This is a genomic window from Rhodococcus sp. ACT016 (genome assembly GCF_050477185.1).
GTDB lineage: Bacteria > Actinomycetota > Actinomycetes > Mycobacteriales > Mycobacteriaceae > Prescottella.
This window is the reverse complement of sequence record NZ_JBEAET010000001.1, coordinates 3807267-3830576: the sequence shown is the minus strand read 5'-3', so window position 1 is coordinate 3830576 and position 23310 is coordinate 3807267. Positions and strand designations below refer to the sequence as shown.

The 23310-nt window shown below is 68.0% G+C and carries 19 protein-coding genes and 2 pseudogenes; 17 read left to right on the top strand and 4 right to left on the bottom strand.

All coding sequences use genetic code 11. The features are described 5' to 3' along the window. The first annotated feature begins 12 nt into the window (after positions 1-12). The 5 genes from ACQ5DX_RS17540 (at position 13) to ACQ5DX_RS17520 (ending at position 6923) form a co-directional block, all read left to right on the top strand. Complete coding sequence (locus ACQ5DX_RS17540; RefSeq protein WP_430333780.1) at positions 13-1650, top strand: sigma-54-dependent Fis family transcriptional regulator; 1638 nt, start codon at positions 13-15, stop codon at positions 1648-1650. A gap of 106 nt (positions 1651-1756) precedes the next feature. Further along, on the top strand, positions 1757-3256 hold the full coding sequence (locus ACQ5DX_RS17535) for an aldehyde dehydrogenase family protein (protein ID WP_430333779.1): 1500 nt from the start codon (positions 1757-1759) through the stop codon (positions 3254-3256). A gap of 38 nt (positions 3257-3294) precedes the next feature. Next, positions 3295-4407 (top strand): NDMA-dependent alcohol dehydrogenase, encoded by a 1113-nt coding sequence (locus ACQ5DX_RS17530; protein WP_430333778.1) that lies wholly within the window; start codon positions 3295-3297, stop codon positions 4405-4407. A gap of 117 nt (positions 4408-4524) precedes the next feature. Next, on the top strand, positions 4525-4788 hold the full coding sequence (locus ACQ5DX_RS17525; protein ID WP_430333777.1) for a GlsB/YeaQ/YmgE family stress response membrane protein: 264 nt from the start codon (positions 4525-4527) through the stop codon (positions 4786-4788). A gap of 203 nt (positions 4789-4991) precedes the next feature. Continuing rightward, entirely contained in the window at positions 4992-6923 is a 1932-nt protein-coding gene (locus tag ACQ5DX_RS17520; RefSeq protein ID WP_430333776.1) for an acyl-CoA dehydrogenase family protein, read from the top strand. A gap of 9 nt (positions 6924-6932) precedes the next feature. On the opposite strand, the gene ACQ5DX_RS17515 is transcribed toward ACQ5DX_RS17520, so the two are convergent. Continuing rightward, on the bottom strand, positions 6933-7589 hold the full coding sequence (locus ACQ5DX_RS17515; RefSeq protein ID WP_430333775.1) for an SACE_7040 family transcriptional regulator: 657 nt from the start codon (positions 7587-7589) through the stop codon (positions 6933-6935). 197 nt (positions 7590-7786) lie between these two features. Between ACQ5DX_RS17515 and ACQ5DX_RS17510 the strand changes: the two genes are divergently transcribed. The 9 genes from ACQ5DX_RS17510 to ACQ5DX_RS17470 are packed head-to-tail and all read left to right on the top strand — an operon-like array spanning position 7787 to position 16765. Beyond that, complete coding sequence (locus ACQ5DX_RS17510) at positions 7787-9265, top strand: carboxyl transferase domain-containing protein (protein WP_430335721.1); 1479 nt, start codon at positions 7787-7789, stop codon at positions 9263-9265. 8 nt (positions 9266-9273) lie between these two features. After that, positions 9274-11307, top strand: a complete 2034-nt coding sequence (locus ACQ5DX_RS17505) for an acetyl/propionyl/methylcrotonyl-CoA carboxylase subunit alpha (RefSeq protein ID WP_430333774.1) — start codon at positions 9274-9276, stop codon at positions 11305-11307. Then, positions 11304-12473, top strand: coding sequence for an acyl-CoA dehydrogenase family protein (locus ACQ5DX_RS17500; protein ID WP_430333773.1), 1170 nt, complete (start codon positions 11304-11306; stop codon positions 12471-12473). Before ACQ5DX_RS17505 ends, ACQ5DX_RS17500 begins: the two co-directional genes overlap by 4 nt. After that, positions 12470-12943: a MaoC family dehydratase gene (locus ACQ5DX_RS17495; RefSeq protein WP_430333772.1), complete on the top strand. Its 474-nt coding sequence runs from the start codon at positions 12470-12472 to the stop codon at positions 12941-12943. Before ACQ5DX_RS17500 ends, ACQ5DX_RS17495 begins: the two co-directional genes overlap by 4 nt. Continuing rightward, positions 12940-13797 carry an HpcH/HpaI aldolase/citrate lyase family protein gene (locus ACQ5DX_RS17490; RefSeq protein WP_430333771.1) on the top strand — a complete coding sequence of 286 codons (858 nt, stop codon included), beginning with the start codon at positions 12940-12942 and terminating at the stop codon, positions 13795-13797. Before ACQ5DX_RS17495 ends, ACQ5DX_RS17490 begins: the two co-directional genes overlap by 4 nt. Then, positions 13798-14544 carry a CoA transferase subunit A gene (locus ACQ5DX_RS17485; protein WP_430333770.1) on the top strand — a complete coding sequence of 249 codons (747 nt, stop codon included), beginning with the start codon at positions 13798-13800 and terminating at the stop codon, positions 14542-14544. Continuing rightward, positions 14541-15194, top strand: coding sequence for a CoA transferase subunit B (locus ACQ5DX_RS17480; protein WP_430333769.1), 654 nt, complete (start codon positions 14541-14543; stop codon positions 15192-15194). The genes ACQ5DX_RS17485 and ACQ5DX_RS17480 overlap by 4 nt, the downstream gene beginning before the upstream one ends. Then, positions 15187-16383 carry an acetyl-CoA C-acetyltransferase gene (locus ACQ5DX_RS17475; RefSeq protein WP_430333768.1) on the top strand — a complete coding sequence of 399 codons (1197 nt, stop codon included), beginning with the start codon at positions 15187-15189 and terminating at the stop codon, positions 16381-16383. Before ACQ5DX_RS17480 ends, ACQ5DX_RS17475 begins: the two co-directional genes overlap by 8 nt. Next, the gene (locus ACQ5DX_RS17470; RefSeq protein WP_430333767.1) at positions 16265-16765 is read left to right on the top strand and encodes an amidohydrolase family protein; all 501 of its coding nucleotides are present in this window, start codon (positions 16265-16267) and stop codon (positions 16763-16765) included. The genes ACQ5DX_RS17475 and ACQ5DX_RS17470 overlap by 119 nt, the downstream gene beginning before the upstream one ends. Positions 16766-16969: 204 nt before the next feature. Here ACQ5DX_RS17470 and ACQ5DX_RS17465 read toward each other — a convergent pair whose 3' ends face one another. Beyond that, positions 16970-20443, bottom strand: coding sequence for an indolepyruvate ferredoxin oxidoreductase family protein (locus ACQ5DX_RS17465; RefSeq protein ID WP_430333766.1), 3474 nt, complete (start codon positions 20441-20443; stop codon positions 16970-16972). A gap of 155 nt (positions 20444-20598) precedes the next feature. Here ACQ5DX_RS17465 and ACQ5DX_RS17460 point away from each other — a divergent pair, with 155 nt between their 5' ends. Further along, entirely contained in the window at positions 20599-21114 is a 516-nt protein-coding gene (locus tag ACQ5DX_RS17460) for an Lrp/AsnC family transcriptional regulator (protein ID WP_430333765.1), read from the top strand. Between the two features lie 50 nt (positions 21115-21164). Here the strand turns inward: ACQ5DX_RS17460 and ACQ5DX_RS17455 are convergent. Continuing rightward, a pseudogene (locus tag ACQ5DX_RS17455) lies at positions 21165-21431 on the bottom strand (TetR-like C-terminal domain-containing protein); the annotation flags it as partial. 12 nt (positions 21432-21443) lie between these two features. Between ACQ5DX_RS17455 and ACQ5DX_RS17450 the strand changes: the two are divergent. Then, positions 21444-22013, top strand: a pseudogene (locus ACQ5DX_RS17450) (MFS transporter); the annotation flags it as partial. 103 nt (positions 22014-22116) lie between these two features. Continuing rightward, positions 22117-22863, top strand: coding sequence for a hypothetical protein (locus ACQ5DX_RS17445; protein ID WP_430335818.1), 747 nt, complete (start codon positions 22117-22119; stop codon positions 22861-22863). Positions 22864-22883: 20 nt separating this feature from the next. Here ACQ5DX_RS17445 and ACQ5DX_RS17440 read toward each other — a convergent pair whose 3' ends face one another. After that, the gene (locus ACQ5DX_RS17440) at positions 22884-23261 is read right to left on the bottom strand and encodes a GNAT family N-acetyltransferase (protein WP_430333764.1); all 378 of its coding nucleotides are present in this window, start codon (positions 23259-23261) and stop codon (positions 22884-22886) included. Between the last annotated feature and the right edge of the window lie 49 nt (positions 23262-23310).

Genomic DNA, 23310 nt, shown 5'->3' with positions numbered 1-23310 from the left:
GGAGTAGCGGCGGTGCACGGTTTGCGGCCGGAAATCGAACTGTCCTGGAAGCGTTCACAGCTCAGTGGCATCGACCCGGCGCGGGTGCCCGAACCGACGCTGCTCGATCCGTCGGACTCGGCCGGGCGGCTCCTACAGGCCGCCCGGCCGGTGCTCGACGAGCTGCGAGTGCAGCTGTCCGGCACCGGATGCGGCATCCTGCTGGTCGACCGAGACTGTCGCGTCGTGTCACGGGTGTTCGACTCCGATGCCATGAAGGCTGCGATGGAGGGTGTCGGGGTTCTACCCGGTGTGGCGCTCTCCGAGGAGACGTACGGCACGAACGCGCTCGGAACGCCGCTCGAGGTGCGTCAGGGGATCGTCGTCCACCGCGACGAGCACTTCCTCGAGTCGTTTCGCCAGTTCAGTTGTTACGGACAACCGATCGTGCATCCGGTCACCCGCCGGATCGAGGGCATCCTCGACATCACCGCGACGGAGAAGACGGCGAATCCGTTGTTCGTGCCCTTCATGGCGCGGGCGGTCCGGGACATCGAGGCCAGGCTTCTCGAGGGCGCGCGGGAATCGGATCGGCGCGTGGTGGACGCTTTCCAGATCGCGGCCCGGCAGCGTGGTGTCGCCGTGGCCGCGATGGGCCAGGACATCATGCTCACCAACAAGGCCGCGGTCGAACTGCTCGACGCGAGCGATCATGTTGCGCTGCGCACACTCGCGGCCAACGTGCCCGCGGGCGAGTCGAGAAGCCTGGATTTCATGCTGTCCGCTGGAGGACGCACCGGGCTGCGCATCGACCGGGTCGCCGGCGCCGAGAGCGGTGCGCTGTTCCTGCTCGACGTGGACGAGACCCGGCCGCCCGTGCGGCGCAGGGCCACGCCACAGGATGCGACGTCGCGTCTGCGTGCCCGGCTGCACGAGCTGCGATCCAGTGCCGGTGCTCTCGCGATCGTCGGGGAGCCCGGTAGTGGGCGAAGCTGGGCTGCAAGGGAATTCGCGGTGGGACCGATCGTGACGGTGGACGCTGCGCACATCGTCGCGGAGGGGGAGCGGGATTGGTGTGCGCGGTTGCTCGCGCATGCCGAGGCCGAATCCGGGTACCTCCTGGTCGAACACGTCCACCTCGCCCCGGATCCCGTCGTCGCGCTGCTGGCCTCGCTCGCCGCCCGCGCCGACGGACCGCGACCGGTGTTCACGTCCGACCCGGTCGAGACGGTTCGCCCGGTCGTGCGGGACCTGCTCGCGCGCTGCGGCGCACAGGTCACGGTTCCGGCGTTGCGTCAGCGATTCCGTGAGCTGGCGGCGCTCGTCGGATCGATCGCCACCGAGATCGACCGCGGCGGAATGCGTTTGAGCCCCGGCGCCATGACTGCGCTGTCCGAGCACACCTGGCCGGGCAATCTGGTCGAGCTGCGCGCGGTCCTCGCGAGCCTTCCCGATCGGGGCGGGGCGGCGGTCCGGATCGAGGATCTCCCCGAGGACTACCGCGCGCCCGGACGGGTGGCTCGCCTCGGCGGCCGCGATCGTGCCGAGCGCGACGCGATCATCGAGGCGCTCCGGGAGAGCCACGGCAACAAGGTGCACGCCGCGGCGCGGCTCGGGATCAGCCGCACCACGCTCTACAGCCGGATCCGGGCCCTCGACATCACCGTTTGACCGCTTCGCGCCGAATCGCTGTCCAAACCTTGAACAGTTGACGACCGCCCACCCGAAGCACGATGGATGTGTTCCGCATCACATGCATCGTTCAGGAGGTTGTGGCATGACTGTCGTTGCCGAGCAGTCGGTTTCACCGCGGGTGCGCGAGTTCCTCGCCGGCACCAAGCAGCTGTACATCGGCGGTGAGTTCGTCGACGCGGCGTCCGGCCGCACGTTTGTCACGCACGATCCCGCGACCGGCGAGCGCCTCGCCGACGTCGCACACGGCGAGGCCGCCGACATCGACCGCGCCGTCCGGGCCGCGCGCCGCGCATTCGACGAGGGGCCGTGGGCCTCGATGAAGCCCAACGAGCGTGAGCGTCTCATCTGGCGAGTGGGCGACCTGCTCACCGAGCGTGCGGCCGAGTTCGGGCAGCTCGAGGCTCTCGACAACGGCAAGTCCGCCGCGATCGCATCCGCGGTCGACACGGCGTGGGCTGCCGACGTTTTCCGCTACTACGCGGGCTGGGCCACCAAGATCGAAGGCAGCACGGTCAACGTGTCGATGCCGTTCGCGCCGGGCGGCGAGTTCCACGCCTACACGCTGCGCGAGCCCGTCGGGGTGTGCGGGCTGATCGTGCCGTGGAACTTCCCGCTGCTCATGGCGTCGTGGAAGCTTGCGCCCGCACTCGCTGCCGGCAACACGGTGATCCTCAAGCCCGCCGAGCAGACGCCGCTCACCGCGCTGATGCTCGCCGAGGTCTTCGAGGAGGCCGGATTCCCGCCCGGCGTCGTCAACATCGTGCCCGGCTTCGGCGACGCCGGCGCCGCGCTGTCGGCGCACGACGACGTCGACAAGGTTGCCTTCACCGGGTCCACCGAGGTCGGCAAGAGGATCGTCGACGCCGCCAGGGGCAATCTGAAGAAGGTGTCCCTCGAGCTCGGCGGCAAGAGTCCCAACATCGTGTTCGCCGACGCGGATTTCGATGCGGCGGTGCAGGGTTCGCTGAACGCCTGGCTGTTCAACCACGGACAGTGCTGCGTCGCCGGCACCCGACTCTACGTCGAGGACAGCATCTTCGAGCGCTTCACGGAGGCGGTGGCCGAGGCCGCGAGTAAGGTCAAGATCGGCCCCGGACTCGACCCCGCGACCGAGCTCGGTCCGCTGGTCTCGCAGGAGCAGTTCGAACGGGTCACCGGGTACCTCCGGGACGGCCTCGCCGACGGTGCGCGGGCACTGACGGGCGGCAAGCGCTGGGGCGACACCGGATACTTCGTCGAGCCGACCGTGCTGGTCGACGTCAAGCCGGAGTTCAGCGTGGTCCGGGAGGAGATCTTCGGGCCCGTCGTCGCCGCGATGCCGTTCGATGCCGACGACGGAATCGTCGGTGCGGCCAACGATTCCATCTACGGACTGGCCGCCGGTATCTGGACCCGCGACATCTCGAAGGCGCACCGCACCGCGCGCCGGTTGCAGGCCGGCTCGGTGTGGATCAACCAGTACAACGGCTTCGACACCGCGATGCCGTTCGGTGGCTACAAGCAGTCCGGCTGGGGGCGCGAACTCGGCGCGTCCGGCATCGATGCCTTCACTCAGACCAAAGCCGTCAACGTCGCGCTCTGACGTTTCCGCCCGCACCTTCGAACTCTCAAGGAGAACCCATGAAGACCAAGGCCGCTGTTCTGCTCGAGGCCGGAAAGCCGTTCGAGATCATGGAACTCGACCTGGACGGCCCCGGCCCCGGTGAGGTGCTCATCAAGTACACCGCGGCGGGACTGTGCCACTCGGACCTGCACCTGACCGACGGCGACCTGCCGCCGCGCTATCCCATCGTGGGCGGACACGAGGGCTCCGGCATCATCGAGGAGGTCGGCCCCGGCGTCACCAAGGTCAAGCCGGGCGACCACGTCGTGTGCAGCTTCATCCCCAACTGCGGAACCTGCCGCTACTGCGCCACCGGACGCCAGAACCTGTGCGACATGGGCGCGACGATCCTGGAGGGCTCGATGCCCGACGGGACGTTCCGATTCCATTCCGGTGGAAGCGACTTCGGTGCCATGTGCATGCTGGGCACGTTCGCCGAGCGGGCCACGATCTCGCAGCACTCGGTCGTCAAGGTGGACGACTGGCTGCCCCTCGAGACCGCGGTCCTCGTCGGCTGCGGCGTCCCGTCGGGGTGGGGGACCGCGGTGTACGCCGGCGGAGTCCGGGCCGGTGACATCGTCGTCGTGTACGGCATCGGTGGCCTCGGTATCAACGCCGTGCAGGGCGCGGTACAGGCCGGCGCCCGGTACGTGGTCGTCGTCGACCCGCTCGCGTTCAAGCGGGAGACCGCGCTGAAGTTCGGCGCCACACACGCCTTCGCGACCGCGGAGGAAGCCGCGGTGAAGGTCAACGAGTTGAGCTGGGGTCAGGGTGCCGATCAGGCCCTGATCCTGACCGGCACGGTCGACGAGGAAGTGGTCGCGGCGGCGACCGCCGTGATCGGCAAGGGCGGCACCGTCGTCATCACCGGCCTGGCCGACCCGACCAAGCTGACGGTGCACGTCTCAGGCGCCGATCTGACGCTCAACGAGAAGACGATCAAGGGCACTCTGTTCGGCTCGGCCAATCCGCAGTACGACATCGTCCGACTGCTGCGCATGTACGACCAGGGCGAGCTCAAGCTCGACGAGCTCGTCACCACCAGCTACTCCCTCGAGGACGTCAACCAGGGTTACGAGGACCTGCGTAACGGCAAGAACATCCGCGGAGTCATCGTGCACGGGCAGTGACGGACTCGCTCGCGCAACGATCTTCGTGACCTTTCGCCCTGGCTCGTCGGGAAACGTACCGTCGAACCAGGGCGGAAGTGTCTCCGCACCGATGGGGGCGGATGGAAGGAGCCCCACATGGGTGAGGTCATCGGCACGATCATCTTCGGCGCGGTCATCGGCGTGCTCGCCCGCCTCGTGATTCCGGGCAAACAGGCGATGGGCTGGATAGTCACCGTCGTCATCGGGATCATCGGTGCCCTGATCGGCTACTGGGTGTGGGGCTTGATCAGCGACACGGGGAACACCCCGGGCATCGACTGGTGGCGCTGGATCATCAGCATCGCGGTCGCGGTGGTGCTGACGTTGGCATACACGTCGTTCACCAGTCGGCGGACCTGACCCGAACGCCCCTGATCGCCAGGTCGTGCCCCGGCGGAAGTACGGCCGATGCCAGGCGCCGCACCGCCGCGCGGGTCGGATCCCCGTCCACCTTCCCCTCGGTGGACGGGGCCACCGCACTTTACGGGGTCGACGCCGAGGTTTCGAACCCCTACTGCCGGGTAACCAGTGACTACCAGGAGTACTCGGCAAGGAGGCAGGTCATGACGCAGCCCGTACAGGTGACGGAGGAACAGGCGCGCGCGGTCGCCGAGGAGGCGCGGGCGGGTACGGACAAACCGTCGTTCGCCGGTGAGTTGTTCCTCGGGCGGTTTCCCTTGGACCTGGTGTATCCCTTTCCGCGGCCGACCCGCGAGGAGAACGCGCGGACGGAGGAGTTCCTGGTTCGGTTGCAGGAGTACTGCCGAACCCTCGACGGCGCGGTGATCGAACGCGATGAGCGAATCCCCGACGAGTACGTCAAGGGCTTCGCCGACCTCGGCTGCTTCGGGCTCAAGATCGACCGGAAGTACGGCGGGCTGGGGCTGTCCCAGGTGGCCTACAACCGGGCGCTGATGCTGGTCTCCTCCGTGCACCCGAGCCTCGCCGCCCTGCTCTCGGCGCACCAGTCGATCGGCGTCCCCGAGCCGTTGAAACTGGCCGGCACCGAGGAGCAGAAGCAGGTCTTCCTGCCTCGCTGTGCGCGGGGCGCCGTATCGGCCTTCCTGCTCACCGAACCGGACGTCGGGTCGGATCCGGCGCGGCTGGCCTCCACCGCGATCCCGGTCGAGGACGGTGCCGCCTACGAACTCGACGGCGTCAAGTTGTGGACCACCAACGGGGTGGTCGCCGAACTGCTGGTGGTGATGGCCCGCGTGCCGAAGAGCGACGGACACCGCGGCGGCATCTCGGCCTTCGTGGTCGAGGCGGATTCTCCCGGCATCACCGTCGAACGCCGCAACCGCTTCATGGGCCTGCGCGGCATCGAGAACGGCGTGACCCGCATGTACAAGGTGCGCGTGCCGAGCGAGAACCTGATCGGCCGAGAGGGCGAGGGCCTCAAGATCGCCCTGACCACCCTGAATGCCGGCCGGTTGGCGATCCCGGCCATGGCGACCGCCACCGGCAAGTGGAGTCTGAAGATCGCGCGGGAGTGGTCCCGGGAGCGGGTCCAGTGGGGCAAGCCGGTCGGCCGGCACGAGTCCGTGGCGAAGAAGATCGCGTTCATCGCCGCCACCACGTACGCGTTGGAGTCGGTCCTCGAGCTGGCCGGGCAGATGGCCGACGAGGGGCGCAACGACATCCGCATCGAGGCCGCGCTCGCCAAGCTGTGGTCGAGCGAGATGGGTGGCATCATCGCGGACGAATTGGTGCAGATTCGCGGCGGCCGCGGCTACGAGACCGCGGAATCCCTTGCGGCGCGCGGGGAACGGGCCGTGCCCGTGGAACAGGTGGTGCGGGATGTGCGCATCAACCGGATCTTCGAAGGCTCCAGCGAGATCATGCGTCTGCTGATCGCCCGTGAGGCGGTGGATCCCCACCTGGCCGCCGCCGGGGACCTGGCGGACCCGAAGTCCGATCTACGGACCAAGGTTCGCGCGGCCGCCGGCGCGAGTGGGTTCTACGGCAGGTGGCTGCCGCAACTGGTGGTCGGGAAGGGCACCGTGCCCACGTCCTACGGCGAGTTCGGCGGGCTGGCCACGCACCTGCGGTACATCGAACGGCAGTCCCGCAGACTCGCGCGCAGCACCTTCTACGGCATGGCGCGCTGGCAGGCCGCGCTCGAGAAGAAGCAGGGCTTCCTCGGGCGGATCGTCGACATCGGCGCCGAACTGTTCGCCATGTCGGCCGCGTGTGTGCGGGCGCAGACGCAACCCGACGCCGACCTCGGCGGCGGGGAGACGGCCCACGAACTGGCCGACGCGTTCTGCCGGCAGTCCAGGCTCCGCGTGGACGCGCTGTTCTCCGCGTTGTGGAAGAACTGCGACGACTCGGACGCCCGGCTCAGCCGCAACGTGCTCGACGACAGCTACACCTGGCTCGAGGCCGGGGTCGTCGATCAGAGCGAGGGCACCGGGCCTTGGATCGCACGGTGGGAGCCCGGACCCTCGGCCGAGGAGAACGTGGCGCGGCGGTTCATCCCACCGGCACGGTGACGACGCTCGTCACGACTCGGTGCCCGGCGACAGCGCCGCGAGTGCCATGCGCCGCAGCACCGCGCGGGTGGGGTCCCCGTCCGCCTTCCCCTCGGCGGACGGGGCCACCGCACTGTACGGGGTGGAGTTGATGAGCCCGAACGTCGCGTGCGCGGCGATCCGGGCGCGGGTCGCATCCAGTCCCGGGTCGATCCGGCGCAGCACGTCCACCCAGATCTCGACGTACCGGCGCTGGGTCTGCCGGACGCTGTGCCGCGCGTCGTCGGGCAGCGAGTGCAGGTCACGATCCTGGACGCGAATCAGGTCCGGCTCCCCGAGCGCGAAGTCGAGATGGAACTCGACGAGTTCCCCGAGCGCCGCGACGGGATCGGGCACCCGCTCGACCACGTCCGTGCCTCCGGCCAACAGTCGTTCGCTGATGTCGGTGAGCAGCTCGACCAGCAGGGCGTCCTTGTTGGGGAAGTGCCGGTAGACGGCCGGCCCGCTGATGCCCACCGCCGCACCGAGGTCCTCGAGCCGCACGCCGGGGAAGCCGCGCTCGGCGATCAGCCGCGCCGCGGCGCTGAGCAGTTCCCGCCGTCGGTCGGCCTTCGCGCGGCTGCGACGGTTCGTCGGCCGGTCGTCGTCGACTTCCGTTTCGCCCGGTCGGGCTCCGAGATCGGTCATGTGTCACGTTCCCTGTGCAATGTGGTCTGGACAACTCAGTTAATCACGGATAACCTAAGCTTCAGTTAGTCGGGATTAACTCAAATCAGTGTATCGGGAACCTCCGGAAGGACGGTGCCGTGACAAGCCCCAGCACCCTCTCGTCGACCCCGTCGCAGTCCGCGAATCGGGATCAGCACCTCGAGCTCACGGCAGAGCTGCGCGAGCGCCTCGCAATCGCATCGCGTGGCGGCAGTGAACGCTCACGCGAACGCCACGTGGCCCGCGGCAAGCTGTTGCCGCGGGACCGGGTCGACACGCTGCTCGACCCGGGCAGCCCGTTCCTCGAGCTGGCCCCACTCGCCGCGAACGGCATGTACGACGACGAGTGCCCCGGCGCCGGCGTCATCGGCGGCGTCGGTCGCGTCTCCGGACGGGAGTGCGTGATCGTCGCGAACGATGCCACCGTCAAGGGCGGCACCTACTACCCCATGACGGTCAAGAAGCACTTGCGGGCGCAGGAGATCGCGCTGCAGAACAACCTGCCGTGCATCTACCTCGTCGACTCGGGCGGCGCGTTCCTGCCCATGCAGGACGAGGTCTTCCCGGACCGTGAGCACTTCGGCCGCATCTTCTACAACCAGGCGACCATGAGCGCCAAGGGGATTCCGCAGATCGCGGCAGTCCTCGGATCGTGCACCGCGGGTGGCGCGTACGTACCGGCGATGAGCGACGAGGCGGTGATCGTCCGCAACCAGGGCACGATCTTCCTGGGTGGTCCGCCGCTCGTGAAGGCGGCCACCGGTGAGGTGGTCACCGCCGAGGAACTCGGTGGCGGCGACCTGCACTCGAAGGTCTCCGGTGTCACCGACCATCTCGCCGAGGACGACCGCGATGCGCTGCGCATCGTGCGGAACATCGTGTCGACGTTCGGTCCGCGCGCACCCCGGCCGTGGGATGTGGCCGAGACGGTCGCGCCGGTCGCGGACCAGAGTGAGTTGTACGACGTGGTCCCGACGGACCCGCGCATCCCGTACGACGTGCGTGAGGTGATCACGCGCCTGGTCGACGGAGGGGACTTCCAGGAGTTCAAGGCCGAGTACGGCAAGACGCTGGTCACCGGGTTCGCCCGCATCCACGGCCACCCGGTCGGGATCGTCGCGAACAACGGCGTGCTGTTCGCCGAGTCCGCGATGAAGGGCGCCCATTTCATCGAGTTGTGCGACAAGCGCAGCATCCCGCTGCTGTTCCTGCAGAACATCACCGGCTTCATGGTCGGCCGCGAGTACGAGGCCGGCGGCATTGCCAAGCACGGGGCCAAGATGGTCACCGCGGTCGCATGCGCGCGGGTGCCGAAGCTGACCGTCGTGATCGGCGGCTCGTACGGGGCGGGCAACTACTCGATGTGCGGGCGCGCGTACTCGCCGCGCTTCCTGTGGATGTGGCCCAACGCGCGCATCTCCGTCATGGGTGGCGAGCAGGCCGCGTCGGTGCTCGGCGCGGTCGGATCCGGCAAGGACCCGGACGCCATCAGGGCCCAGTACGAGGCCCAGGGCAACCCGTACTACTCGACCGCACGGCTGTGGGACGACGGTGTGATCGACCCGGCCGACACCAGAACCGCTGTCGGACTGGCGCTGTCGGCGTGCGCGAACGCGCCGCTCGAGCCCGTCTCCTACGGCGTCTTCCGGATGTGAGGGGACACATGACTACACAGTTCGACACGATCTTGGTGGCCAACCGCGGTGAGATCGCGGTCCGGGTCATCCGCACGCTGCGCCGCATGGGCATCCGCTCGGTGGCCGTCTACAGCGAGGCCGACGCCGGCGCTCGGCACGTGCTCGAGGCCGACACCGCGGTGCTCATCGGGCCCGCCGCGGCGCGCGAGAGCTATCTCGACATCGATCGGGTGCTCGACGCCGCGAAGCGCACGGGCGCGCAGGCGATCCATCCCGGTTACGGATTCCTCTCCGAGAACACCGCTTTCGCGGCGGCGTGCGAGGCCGCGGGGATCGCGTTCCTCGGTCCGTCGGCACGGGCCATCGAGGTGATGGGCGACAAGATCACCGCCAAGAACGCGGTGGCCGCGTTCGACGTGCCGGTGGTGCCGGGTATCGCGAAGCCGGGCCTGTCCGACGCCGATCTGATCGCCGCGGCCGACGACATCGGCTACCCGGTCCTCGTGAAGCCGTCCGCAGGTGGTGGCGGCAAGGGCATGCGGCTGGTCGAGGACCCCGCGGACCTCGCCGACGCGCTGGTGAGCGCGCGCCGGGAGGCGGCGTCGGCGTTCGGCGACGACACCCTCTTCCTGGAGCGGTTCGTGCTGCGGCCCCGGCACATCGAGGTGCAGATCGTCGCGGACACGCACGGCAATGTCGTCCATCTCGGCGAGCGCGAGTGCAGTCTGCAGCGCCGGCACCAGAAGGTGATCGAGGAGGCGCCGTCGCCGTTGCTCGACGCCGAGACCCGCGCCCGGATCGGCGCCGCCGCGTGCAACACCGCCCGCAGCGTCGACTATGCCGGGGCTGGAACCGTGGAGTTCATCGTCTCCGCCGACCGGCCCGACGAGTTCTTCTTCATGGAGATGAACACCCGTCTGCAGGTGGAGCATCCGGTCACCGAGATGGTCACCGGCCTCGACCTCGTCGAGTGGCAGGTGCGGATCGCCGCGGGGGAGCCGCTCGGCTTCACCCAGGACGACGTCACCCTCACCGGCCACGCGATCGAGGCCCGCGTCTACGCCGAGGATCCCGCCCGCGGCTTCCTGCCCACCGGCGGCACGGTCCTGGGGCTCCGTGATGCGTCCGGTATCGGAGTGCGTGTCGATTCCGGACTGCGCGACGGAACCGTCGTCGGCAGCGACTACGACCCGATGCTGGCGAAGGTGATCGCCCACGGCGACGACCGCGCCGAGGCGTTGCGACGCCTCGACCGAGCATTGGCGGACACCGCAGTTCTCGGTGTGGTGACCAACATCGACTTCCTTCGGTTCCTGCTCGCCGACGAGGACGTCCGCGCCGGGCACCTCGACACGGGCCTGCTCGACCGCCGGGTCGCCGACTTCCACGCGTCCGAGGTCGGCGACGACATCCTGTTCGCGGCCGCCGCACACCACTGGCTCGGGCTGTGGGCCCTGGGAACCCGCCCCGGTGCCGATCCGTGGGACGCGCCCACGGGGTGGCGCGTCGGGGGCGCGCATCCGCTGTCGCTGCGCCTGCGGGCAGGGGAGCGCACCGAGCACGTCCTGGTCACCGGAACACCCGAGGACGCCGTCGTGCGGATCGAGGACCGGGAGAACCACACGCTCGCAGCCAGACTCGACGGCGACGACCTCACCGTCGTGCTGGACGGCCGCAGCACGACCTACCGCCTCGCGGAAGACGACGGGACCCTGTGGCTGGCCGGCGACGGGGGAACCTGGATCGTCTCGCAACTGCGCGAGGCCAGCGTCCGGGGCGCCGACGCACACGCCGGCGAGGCCGAGCTGACCAGTCCCATGCCCGGCACGGTCATCGCGGTGTCCGTGTCCTCGGGTGACGCGGTGGCCGCCGGGACCGCCGTCGTGGTCGTCGAGGCCATGAAGATGGAACACACGCTCACCGCGCCGATCGACGGTGTCGTCGAGGTACTCGTCGCCGCCGGTGACCAGGTCAAGGTCGATCAACCGCTCGCGCGGGTCACTCCCGCAACCGAATCCGAACAGTCTCCCGAACTCGCAACGAAGGATGTCGCGTCATGACCGACTATCTCTCCACCGGATCGCTGCCCGACGAGTACCAGCAGCTCGCAAAGACCGTCCGGGACTTCGCGCAGAACGTTGTGGCGCCGGTCTCCGCCGAACACGATGCCAACCACACCTTCCCGTACGCCGTCGTCGACGGTATGGCCGACATGGGCCTGTTCGGGCTGCCGTTCCCCGAGGAGTACGGCGGCATGGGCGGCGACTACTTCGCGCTGTGTCTCGCGCTCGAGGAACTTGGCAAGGTCGACCAGTCGGTCGCGATCACCCTCGAGGCCGGCGTCTCGCTCGGTGCGATGCCGGTCTATCGCTTCGGCAACGAGGCGCAGAAGCAGGAGTGGCTGCCGCAGCTCACCAGTGGCAAGTCGCTGGCCGCGTTCGGGCTCACCGAGCCCGGCGCCGGCAGCGACGCCGGCGGCACCCGCACCACCGCGAAACTGGAGGATCAGCAGTGGACTATTAATGGCAACAAGCAGTTCATCACCAACTCCGGCACCGACATCACCAAGCTCGTCACCGTCACCGCCGTCACCGGGCTCAAGGAGAACGGCTCGAAGGAGATCTCGACGATCCTCGTGCCGACGTCCACCCCCGGTTTCACCGCCGAACCGGCCTACAACAAGGTCGGCTGGAACGCCTCCGACACCCATCCGCTGACCTTCCAGGACGTGCGGGTGCCCGAAGAGAACCTTCTCGGTGAACGCGGACGCGGCTACGCCAACTTCCTGCGCATCCTCGACGAGGGCCGGATCGCGATCGCGGCGCTGTCGGTCGGTGCCGCGCAGGGCTGCGTCGACGAATCCGTCCGCTACGCGAAGGAACGCGAGGCGTTCGGCCGCCCCATCGGCGCCAACCAGGCCATCGAGTTCAAGATCGCGCGCATGGAGGCACGTGCCCACACCGCTCGCACCGCGTACTACGACGCGGCCGCGCTCATGTTGTCGGGCAAGCCGTTCAAGAAGCAGGCGTCCATCGCGAAGCTCGTTGCCAGCGAGGCTGCGATGGACAATGCGCGCGATGCCACCCAGATCTTCGGTGGATACGGTTTCATGAACGAGTACCCGGTGGCCCGCCACTACCGCGACAGCAAGATCCTCGAGATCGGCGAGGGCACCACCGAGGTCCAGTTGATGCTGATCGCGCGGGAACTGGGGGTGCAGCGGTGACGACGCGGAAGATCGTCCAGCGCGGACTGTGGTTCGAGGAGTTCGAGACCGACGTGGTCTACGCGCACCGACCGGGGCGCACCATCACCGAGGCCGACAACGTGCTGTTCACGACGCTCACCATGAACACGCAGGCACTGCATCTCGACGCCGCGTTCGCCGCCGAGACACAGTTCGGGGAGCGCCTGGTGAACTCGATGTTCACGCTGTCCACGCTCGTCGGTCTGTCGGTGGCGCAACTGACGCAGGGGACCATCGTCGCGAACCTCGGCTTCTCCGAGATCGCGTTCCCCAAGCCCCTGTTCCACGGTGACACGCTCTACGCCGAGACCGTCGTGACGGACCTGCGCGAGTCCCGGAGTCGGCCGGGGGAGGGCATCGTGACCTTCGAGCACACCGGCCGCAACCAGCACGGCGACGTCGTCGCGACCGCGGTCCGTAAGACCCTGGTGCGGAAGAAGCCGGCATGAGCGCCGCGCCGAACACCGACAGCAATTGGGCGGGAACGCTTCCCGGACCGGCTTGGCTGTTCTGTCCGGCCGACCGGCCCGAACGGTTCGCGAAGGCCGCGGCCGCCGCCGACGTCGTCATCCTCGATCTCGAGGACGGCGTCGCCCCGGCGGACAAGGAGGCGGCGCGCCGGGCGCTGGTCGACGTTCCGCTGGATCCGGACCGGACGGTGGTGCGGGTGAACGCGCACGGCACCGATGACTACGCGCTCGACTGCGCCGCGCTCGACCGCACGCCCTACACCGCGGTGATGTTGCCCAAGTGCGAGTCCGTCGATCAGGTTCTCGACCTCGCGCCGCTGTCGGTGATCGCGCTCGTCGAGTCGCCGCTCGGCGCGCTGGGTATCGACCGAGTTACGGTGGCCGAGAACGTCGTCGGTGTCATGTGGGGCGCCGAGGACCTCGTCGCGGCGCTCGGCGGAACCTCGAGTCGACGGGCCGACAGCAGCTATCGGGACGTCGCCCGGCACGTTCGGTCGACCGTTCTGCTCGCTGCGAAGGCGCACGGCAGGTTCGCACTCGATTCGGTGTTCCTCGACATCCCGAACCTGGACGGTCTCGGCGAGGAATGCGAGGACGCCGTCGCGGTCGGGTTCGACGCCAAGGTCGCGATCCACCCGAGTCAGGTCGACGTCATTCGGCGGGCATATACACCCACCGCGGAGCAGTTGGGTTGGGCCGAGCGAGTTCTCGCTGCGGCGACCCGGGAGCGCGGTGTGTTCGCGTTCGAAGGTCGCATGGTGGATTCGCCGGTGCTGCGCCATGCCGAGGAGATCGTGCGGCGCAGCGGCGCCCACAGCGAGGAGCGTGAGTAGATGAGCAAGCTCTGGAATTCGGCGGCGGAGGCCGTCGCGGACATCGTCGGCGGGTCGTCGCTCGCGGTCGGTGGTTTCGGTCTGTGCGGTATTCCGACTGAGTTGATCGGCGCGTTGGCCGGGCGGGGTGTGACCGGTCTCGAGGTGTTCTCCAACAACTGTGGTGTCGACGACTGGGGTTTGGGAATCCTGTTGTCGGCCGGTCAGATCCGCCGGGTGACGGCGTCGTATGTGGGTGAGAATCGGGAGTTCGCGCGGCAGTACCTGTCGGGTGAGCTCGAGGTGGAGCTGACGCCGCAGGGCACGCTCGCGGAGCGGATGCGGGCGGGTGGGGCCGGGATCCCGGCGTTCTACACGCCGGCCGGTGTCGGTACCCCGGTCTCCGAGGGTGGTCTGCCGTGGCGTTACAACCCGGACGGGTCGGTCGCGGTCGCGTCGCCGCCGAAGGAGACCCGCGAGTTCGGCGGCACGACGTATGTGCTGGAGGAGTCGATCGTCGCGGACTTCGCGTTGGTGCACGCCGAGATCGGGGACACCGAGGGCAATCTGGTGTTCAACAAGACCGCGATGAACTTCAACCCGTTGGCCGCGATGGCCGGGCGGGTGACGATCGCGCAGGTGGAGCGGCTGGTCGAGCCGGGCGAGCTGGACCCGGCGCAGGTGCATCTGCCGGGTGTGTTCGTCCAGCGTGTGGTGCACACGGGTGTTCAGGACAAGCGAATCGAGAAGCGGACGGTGTCGGCATGAGCTGGTCACGGGAGCAGATGGCCGCGCGGGCGGCGGCCGAGATGATCGACGGCGAGTACGTGAACCTGGGGATCGGGCTGCCGACCCTGATCCCGAACTACCTGCCCGAGGGTGTGAAGGTGGTGCTGCATTCGGAGAACGGCATTTTGGGCACCGGCCCTTACCCGAGCGAGGATGCGGTCGATCCCGACCTGATCAACGCGGGTAAGGAGACGGTGACGGTGAACCCGGGTGCGGCGTTCTTCGATTCGGCGTTGTCGTTCGGCATGATTCGTGGTGGGCACATCGATACCGCGGTTCTCGGTGGCATGCAGGTCTCGCGAGGCGGGGATCTCGCGAACTGGATGGTGCCGGGCAAGATGGTCAAGGGTATGGGCGGGGCGATGGATCTGGTGCACGGTGCCCGGCGGGTGATCGTGGTGATGGAACACACCGATCGTGATGGCGGCGCGAAGATCGTCGAGCAGTGCTCGCTGCCGTTGACCGGTAAGGCGGTGGTGCAGCGCATCATCACCAACCTGGGCGTCATCGATGTCACCGACGGTGGACTGGTGCTGCGTGAACTCGCGCCCGACGTCACCGTGGAGGAGATCACGGCCGCGACCGGTGCCGAACTGGTCGTCGACTTGGAGGAGCAAGTAATTGTCTAGTGCACCAACCTCTGTCATCGTTGCCGGGGCGCGGACCCCGGTGGGGCGACTGCTCGGAGCTTTGAAGGATCTTTCGGGTTCCGACCTCGGCGGTGTCGCGATCAAGGGTGCGCTCGCGAAGGCGGGCGTCGCGCCGGAGCAGGTCGAGTACGTGATCATGGGTCAGGTCCTCACGGCCGGTGCGGGGCAGATGCCGGCCCGTCAGGCCGCGGTCGCCGCGGGTATCCCGATGAGCGTGCCGGCGTTGACCGTGAACAAGGTGTGCCTGTCGGGTATCGACGCGATCGCGCTGGCGGACCAGTTGATCCGGGCGGGCGAGTTCGAGGTGGTCGTCGCGGGCGGTCAGGAGTCGATGTCGCGGGCACCGCATCTGCTCGAGCGCAGCCGTGAGGGTTTCAAGTACGGCGACGTCACGCTGCGCGATCACATGGCGTTCGACGGGCTGCACGACATCTTCACCGATCAGCCGATGGGCAACCTGACCGAGCAGCGCAACGCCGACGACGATCAGCGCATCTCCCGGGAGGCGCAGGACGCGTTCGCCGCGGCGTCGCACCAGAACGCGGCGCGTGCGTGGAAGGACGGCCTGTTCGCGGACGAGGTGGTGCCGGTGACGATCCCGCAGCGCCGCGGTGAGCCGATCGTGGTCGCCGCCGACGAGGGTGTGCGGGCGGACACGACCGTCGAGTCGCTGGGCAAGCTGCGTCCGGCGTTCGCGAAGGACGGTTCGATCACCGCCGGTACCGCGTCGCAGATTTCCGACGGTGCCGCGGCGGTCGTGGTGATGAGCAGGGCCAAGGCCGAGGCGTTGGGTCTCGAGTGGATCGCCGAGATCGGTGCGCACGGTGTGGTCGCGGGCCCGGACTCGACGCTGCAGTCGCAGCCGGCCCGTGCGATCGCCCGCGCGTGTGAGCGGGAGGGTATCGATCCCGCGGAGTTGGACGTGGTGGAGATCAACGAGGCGTTCGCCGCGGTCGGTATCGCCTCGACCCGGGAGCTGGGGATCGATCCGGCGAGGGTCAACGTCAACGGTGGCGCGATCGCGATCGGGCATCCGCTGGGCATGTCCGGTGCCCGCATCGCGCTGCACCTGGCGCTCGAGCTGCAGCGTCGCGGCGGCGGCGTCGGCGCGGCCGCGCTGTGCGGCGGCGGCGGACAGGGCGACGCGCTCATCCTTCGGGTGCGGTGAGCCGGTCGTCACACAACATCCGCACCTGCACCGACTCCTGGACAACGGCGTCAACGTGTCTGCAGGATCAGACTGGCCCGTGGCCGACCAGACTCCCCAAACATGGACTGGTATCGAAACTCTGGTTACTCGTCAAGTGCCCGGCGGTAGCGAAGAACTGAACCCGGGCCAGGCACTGTCGTTGGAAGAAGCGGTCATCAGCTTCACCCGCTGGCCTGCTGAAGCACTCGGCCTCGGCGACGCGACAGGCAGCATCGAGATCGGAAAGTCAGCCGACTTCCTGTTCCTGTCACAGGATCTCTTCGACGTCGACCTTCACCAGATCCACAAGACCGTCGCGCAGTCCGTCTACCTGCGCGGCACACTCGTCCACAGCGCATAGCCCCCAGCGACCTGAGGTCCCGCCCGATCACCGGGCGGGACCTCAGGTCTATCTGCATAACGATGGATCCGGTTCTGGCACAAAGGTTCAGGCGTCGCTCGGGGTGCTCCGGCCCCGAACGTGATGGTGAAGACGTCGAGAGCCGGCTTCCACCGCGGCGGAGTGGACAGCGATCATCGCCGTCAGCCCACTCTCAGCATGTGTTCACGAAATCAGCGTGGTGTCGACACCCAGCTCGCTGAGCTTGCTGCGGTAGCGGTCGATGTTTCGGAGTTTCACGTCCTCGTACCCGCGGACGACTTCTGCTGAGCACGCTGCGGCGACTGCTGTGTCGTAGGACTCGGCGCTCAGGGTGTCGAGCAGGGTGTGCAGCATGGTTTCGTAGTGGTGCACCAACCGACGTTCGAGCCTGCGGACATGTGTGTAGCCGAACGGGTCGAGCGGCGTGCCACGCAGGAACTTGCCCTTCGCGAGCACTGCCAGCGCCTTGTGGCTTCGCGGGCCGACGCCGATCTTCTGGGTGCGTCCGAGTGCCCGAAGTGCGGGCGGGTGGAGCTTGTAGGTGAGATTCGTGGCTCCTGGCACCTCGGCCCGAACCGTTTCGAGGAAGGCCGGATCGGTGAGCATCCGCGCTACTTCGTACTCGTCCTTGTACGCCATGAGGTTGTGCAGGTTGGTGGCCACCGCCTCGGACAACTCCGCACGGTCGGTGACAGCGCGCTCGCGTAGCCACACCGACTCGACGCAGCGGATGTAGTGAGCGGCGGCGCGCTCTCCCGAATGCGCCACCAGTTGGGCGGCTCGACGGTCGACCAGGTCGCGCACCGTTCCCGTCATCGTGGTCTCGGCCAGGAGGTGCGTCGGTACTGCGGTGTCGCTGCGCATGCTGCGGGTGCCGGCGGTAGCCACTGCGTCGAACGCGGTGCGGTTCGCGACCGCCACTCGACCCCATCGGAAGGCTGCCTGGTTGTCGCGCACGGCCACACCGTTGATAGCGATGGCCTCTTCGATCGAATCGGCGGGAATGGGAAGTGCGCCGGCCTGGTACGCGGCGCCGACGAGAAGGAAGTTGGCCGCGGCCGTGTGGCCGAAGAGTGTCTCGGCGGAGGCCAGTGCGTCGAACGAGATCAGGTCCTTGGCGTGGGATCCGACCCGTGCGAGGAGGTCGTCGTCCGTGGGGTAGGCGACCGCGGCGTCGTAGACCATGTCGCCGGTCGCGGTCCTGCTGGTGGACGCCACTGTGAGTGTGCTTTCGGGGTCACCGAATCCGGCGTACTTGGCGTCGGTGGCCGTGAGCAGGTCGAAGGCGAGGACGCAGTCGGCGGCGGACGGGCTGATCCGGTTGGAGGAGGCGTGAGGATCCGCGCTGATCCGCAGATGGGAGGTCACCGGACCGGCCTTCTGGCTCAGTCCGGTCTGATCCAGCCCCTCCACGTGAAGCCCGGCGCGCAATGCGGCCATTCCCAGGATCTGGTTGACCGTGACGATGCCGGTGCCGCCGATGCCTGCGAGGAACACGTTGTGGGTGCCGGTGAGGCTCGGCTGTTCCGGCTCGAGCACGGGCGGCGGAACGGGGATCTCCTTGCGGGGCCGGGCACCGGCGTCGTCGGGCAACTCGACCGTGACGAACGACGGGCATTCGCCGTCCAGGCAGGTGTAGTCGGTGTTACACGTCGTCTGGTCGATGCGCGTCTTGCGACCGAACTCGGTGTCGACGGGTTGGACGGACAGGCAGTTGGATTTGACGCCGCAGTCGCCGCAGCCCTCGCAGACCGCCTCGTTGATGATCACGCGGGTGCGACGTGCCGGGAGGGTTCCGCGCTTGCGCTTGCGCCGTGCCTCGGCCGCGCATTGCTGGTCGTAGATCAGGACCGTCACGCCTTTGGTGCTGCGCAGGATGCGTTGAGCCTCGTCCAGGCGGTCGCGGTCCCACAGCAGCACGCCGGTGGCGAGTGACGCCTTCGCGTGGCGGGACGGGTCCTCGGCGCACACGATGATCTTGGTGACGCCCTCGGCGGCGAGTTTGTGGGTCAGCTCCGGGACGGTGAGCCCCGCCTCGGCGTCCTGAGCGCCGGTCATGGCGACCGCGGAGTTGTACAGGATCTTGTAGGTGATGTTGACCCCGGCGGCCACACACGCCTGCACGGCGAGCTGTCCGGAATGGAAATACGTTCCGTCGCCGACGTTCTGGAAGATGTGTTCGACATCGGTGTACGGAGCCTGACCGATCCACTGAGCGCCCTCGCCGCCCATCTGGGTCAATCCGGTGACCTGCGAATCGGTGCGCGAGGACATCGTGACCAAGGTGTGGCAGCCGATGCCGCCGCCCGCCAGCGAGCCCTCCGGGACTGCGGTGGAACGGTTGTGGGGGCAGCCGGAGCAGAAGTAGGCGGTGCGCTTGGTGGGCAGCACCGTCAGCGCGAGAGGAGGCGGGGGCGGTGCGACGGTCGCAACGCGCCCGTCGAGTACCTTGCGCAGCGGAGCGCGCAGCCGAGCTGCGGTCAGCTCGCCGTCCGGCGGAATCAGCAAGCCGCCGCGGCCATCTCGCTTGCCCAGCACCTGCGGAGCGGTTCCGGATCCGAAGAGGACTTCCTTGACCTGGGATTCGACGAACGCGGTCTTGTCCTCGACGACGAGAACCGTCTCGACTCCTGCGGCGAGGCGCCGAACCTTCTCGGCGCCCAGCGGGTACGGCATACCGACACGCAGAATCCGGATTCCGGCGTTCTGGAGGTCGGCCTCGGTGAGACCGAGTTCGGTCAACGCCTGGCGGACCGAGTCGTACGCCGTGCCGACCGCGACGATGCCCAACCAGGCGTTCGGCGTGTCGACCTCGATGCGGTCGATGTCGTTGGCGGCGTTGAACGCTTCGACCATCGCCCATCGCGGGCCGTACAGGTCGGCCTCGGCCAGGACGCTGTCCGGAGGAGCCGCGAGGACCCGCTGCCGGTAGGTCCACGGTCGACCCTCCCACTCGATCGCCGGCACGACGATGTCGAGGTCCGAGAAGTCGCGATCCAGGGTCCACAGCCCGTCTGCGACGTCGGCGACAAGTTTCATCGCCGGCCAGCATCCCGAGGCCCGTGACAATGCAATCGCGTGGAGTCCGAACGTGATGATCTCTTCCGCGTTGCGCGGGAACAGGATCGGCATCGACAGTGCTGCCAGCGACCGTTCGCTGGCGGCGGGGACCGAGGACGATTTGGCCGCGGGATCATCACCGACCAGCGCCAGTGCGCCTCCCTCGGGATGTGCACCGTACATCGCGGCGTGTCGCAGCGCGTCGCTGGCCCGATCCAGACCGGGTCCCTTGCCGTACCAGACACCGACGATCCCGTCGTGCGTCCGCTGCCCCGCGGGCAGCTCGAGCTGACTGCCCCACACGGACGTCGCGGCCAGCTCCTCGTTCATACCCGGAACCAGCCGGACGTCGTGCTCGGATTCGAGCTCGGGGATCCCGGCGAGCATCTTGTCGAGGGCGGCGAGCGGGCTGCCCTGATAGCCGGAAACGAAAGTAGCGACGCGCTTTCCGGCGCGCAGGTCGCGCTTGTGCTGCTCCACCAGCAGCCGCGGGATCGCCTGAACTCCGGTCATGAGTACGGGACCGGAAGATGTCCGGTACCGGCTGGCGAGATCGAAATCGGAGCGCGTCGGCTCGGAGACCTTGAGGGTAGTCATCTGCACACACCGTTCAGAAGTCCACCTGACCAGGCGGAAGTATGTATGTCGGCGCAGATGATCCTGGTTGTGAGGTACGGTCCGGTCAACTGTTCGGTCAACAACTGACCGGATCGTTCAGAATGTGATGCCTGTCATGTCATGAGGTGATGCAAATGCTCAACATCGATCAACTGGATGTCGAACTGCTACAAGCGCTCGAACGCGACGCACGGACCGGTGTCGTCGAGCTCGCGGCAACGCTCGGAATCTCGCGCAACACTGTGCAATCGCGTATCAGACGCCTGGAAGAAGCCGGTCTCGTCGCCGGCTACAGGCCGGTTCTCGACCTCGCCAGAGCCGGCCTCGTCGTGCAGGCGTTCATTGCCCTCGAGACCGAGCAGGGTGGTCTGACGAACATCGTCGAGGAACTCGTGGCCATCCCGCAGGTTCTTGAAGTTCACGCGATTACGGGGCGCGAAGACCTGCTCGTCCGCGTTGCGACGGCCACCCAGCCGGATCTGCAGAGGCTGATCGAGCGCATCGTCGGTTTCGCCGGGGTGGTGCATTCGAACACCGCCCTCACGCTGACCACGCCGCTGCCGCACCGGGCCGTACCGCCGCTGGCCGACATCGCGAAGGACACCGGATGGGGCCGTTCGGCTGCTACGCCGAAGAAGAGAGCCGATTGACCTCGTCCGGAAATGAGCGAGCGTGTCATCGTCCCGATCCGGGACCCTCGCTAGTGGTTCGGGGCGGTCGCGTGCAAGTGGTGCATCTGGGGGTCGCCGGGCTTTGCTCGACTGATCTCGACGAGGCGTGGATAGTCTGCTGCGATGCCCCGCAGTAGCGCGTGAACGGCGAGTTCGACGTCTTCGTCGCTGGTGGAGGCGTGTCCGAACAGGACGCGGTAATGCACGAGGGAGGCGAGGAGGTCGAGCGTGAGTGCTCGATCTGTGTCGGCGCGTAGGTCACCGCGACCTATGGCGGTGTCCAGCACCTGCGCGACCGCTCGGCGCGCATGTCATCGCGAGTGGCCTCGAAATCGGGAAGTTGGGGTGATCTCCTCGGCAGAGAGAACGGTCCTGTCGCCATCACGCTTGCCGGCGGAGTCGTGCTGCACGCGGTCAACGTCTACCTCGCAACCACCATCATGCCTACCGTTGTCGGTGACATCGGAGGCATGCGGCTGTACGCATGGGCCACAACTATTTTCGTGTTCGCCTCCGTCCTCGGCTCCATCGCGGCGCCGACCGTGCTCGCGCGACGTGGCCCTCGGTCTGCATACCGGCTTGCCGCTCTCACGCTCACCCTCGGCACGGTTGTGTGCGGACTGGCGCCGAACATGCTGACGCTGCTTGGCGGCAGGGCTGTCCAGGGCCTTGGCGGCGGGGTGCTCTTCGCGCTCTGTTACTCGGTGGTGCGTGTGGTCCTGGACCAGCCTCTGTGGCCGCGCGCGATGGCTCTGGTGTCGGCGATGTGGGGAGTGGCAACGCTGGTCGGACCGGCATTCGGTGGGGTTGCCGCGCAGCTGGAGGCCTGGCGTGCAGCGTTCTTGGCCCTGGTGCCGGCGCTGGTCGCGTTCGCTGCTTGGGGGCTTCGCAGTTGCCCGTCGAGTTCGAAGGTCGTGCGGTCTCCCGTATTCCGTGGGGAGTGTCGCGTTGGTGGGTTGCGCGGTATTGACCATCTCGAGCGTGAGCGCATCGACGCTGTTGCTCGTCAATGCGATCGGTCTCGTCGCTGCCCTGGCGTTGGTGTATTGGTGGCTTCGCCACGAATCCCGCACCTCGGTGCGGGTGATGCCGGCGGCCACGTTCGGATCCGATCGGCGACTGCGTGCCGTGTACGTCACGATGGCTGCGTTGGTCATCGCGAGCACGGTCGAGGTTTTCGCGCCCTACTTCGGTCAGCATCTGCAGGGCTTGCAACCGCTCGAAGCAGGTTGTGTCGGTGCCGCTATGGCGGCGGGATGGACGGCAGGGTCATTGGCGCTCAGCGGCGCGACAGCGCGACGAGCGCTGGTCATCCGTATGGCTCCGCTCTTCTCGGTCGCCGGGTTGGAGGTTCTCGCCTTCGTCGGTCCTGTTCGCTCGGGTGCGCTGTGGATCGTGATCGCGGTGGTGGTCGGTTTGGTTCTTCTCGGCTGGGGTGTGGGTATGGCGTGGCCGCATCTACTCACCTCCGTTCTGCAACTGTCCGGTGGCGAGGACCAGGAACGTGCGGGCGCGTCGGTGACGATCGTGCAACTCACTGCAACGGCGTTCGGTTCGGCATTGGCCGGAATGGTGGTGAATGCCACGGGGTTCGGCGACCCGGGGCATACCGCGAGTGCCGCGCGGTGGCTCTTCGTCAGCTTCATCCTTGCCGCCGTGGTCGCCTCGATTGCGGCGTGGCGCGCGGGACCGTACGCGACGACGGCCGTACGCACGCGTAACAGTTGATGCGTTCGTATCGCTCGGGTTCAGCCGATCCCGGGCGCGGGGCGGACCATCGTGACGTGCGGGATGTCGCCCTCGAGGAAGACGTCCGACGCGGCCGTGAAGCCGAACCGCGCGTACCAGTGCTCGAGGTGCGCCTGGGCGTCGAGCACCTGCTCGCGCGCCCCGGCGCTCGCCACGGCGGCCTGCATGAGCTGCGATGCCACACCCGCGCTGCGCGCCGACCGGGCGACGCACACCCGGCCGATCCGCGCCCGGGCGGGCGCGGCCTCCGTCACGCGGTCCTCGAGCTGCCGCAAATAGCCGACCAGGTGAGGGCGATCGCGTCGTCGGGCACCCGGTGGATCCTGCCACGGCCGACGTCGGCGGCCGGGGCAGGTCTGTCGCGACCCCGACGCCATCGAGCTGCCCCGACCGTGCTTTCGGCCCGGCCTGACAGCCGCCCACTAC

What these genes read in the sequence shown, in the direction of transcription:
- ACQ5DX_RS17465 (WP_430333766.1), bottom strand. Translation starts at nt 20,443, where the DNA reads ATGACTACCCTCAAGGTCTCCGAGCCGACGCGCTCCGATTTCGATCTC.
- ACQ5DX_RS17535 (WP_430333779.1), top strand. Translation starts at nt 1,757, where the DNA reads ATGACTGTCGTTGCCGAGCAGTCGGTTTCACCGCGGGTGCGCGAGTTC.
- ACQ5DX_RS17515 (WP_430333775.1), bottom strand. Translation starts at nt 7,589, where the DNA reads ATGACCGATCTCGGAGCCCGACCGGGCGAAACGGAAGTCGACGACGAC.
- ACQ5DX_RS17440 (WP_430333764.1), bottom strand. Translation starts at nt 23,261, where the DNA reads ATGGCGTCGGGGTCGCGACAGACCTGCCCCGGCCGCCGACGTCGGCCG.
- ACQ5DX_RS17525 (WP_430333777.1), top strand. Translation starts at nt 4,525, where the DNA reads ATGGGTGAGGTCATCGGCACGATCATCTTCGGCGCGGTCATCGGCGTG.
- ACQ5DX_RS17505 (WP_430333774.1), top strand. Translation starts at nt 9,274, where the DNA reads ATGACTACACAGTTCGACACGATCTTGGTGGCCAACCGCGGTGAGATC.
- ACQ5DX_RS17485 (WP_430333770.1), top strand. Translation starts at nt 13,798, where the DNA reads ATGAGCAAGCTCTGGAATTCGGCGGCGGAGGCCGTCGCGGACATCGTC.
- ACQ5DX_RS17480 (WP_430333769.1), top strand. Translation starts at nt 14,541, where the DNA reads ATGAGCTGGTCACGGGAGCAGATGGCCGCGCGGGCGGCGGCCGAGATG.
- ACQ5DX_RS17460 (WP_430333765.1), top strand. Translation starts at nt 20,599, where the DNA reads ATGCTCAACATCGATCAACTGGATGTCGAACTGCTACAAGCGCTCGAA.
- ACQ5DX_RS17520 (WP_430333776.1), top strand. Translation starts at nt 4,992, where the DNA reads ATGACGCAGCCCGTACAGGTGACGGAGGAACAGGCGCGCGCGGTCGCC.
- ACQ5DX_RS17530 (WP_430333778.1), top strand. Translation starts at nt 3,295, where the DNA reads ATGAAGACCAAGGCCGCTGTTCTGCTCGAGGCCGGAAAGCCGTTCGAG.
- ACQ5DX_RS17500 (WP_430333773.1), top strand. Translation starts at nt 11,304, where the DNA reads ATGACCGACTATCTCTCCACCGGATCGCTGCCCGACGAGTACCAGCAG.
- ACQ5DX_RS17490 (WP_430333771.1), top strand. Translation starts at nt 12,940, where the DNA reads ATGAGCGCCGCGCCGAACACCGACAGCAATTGGGCGGGAACGCTTCCC.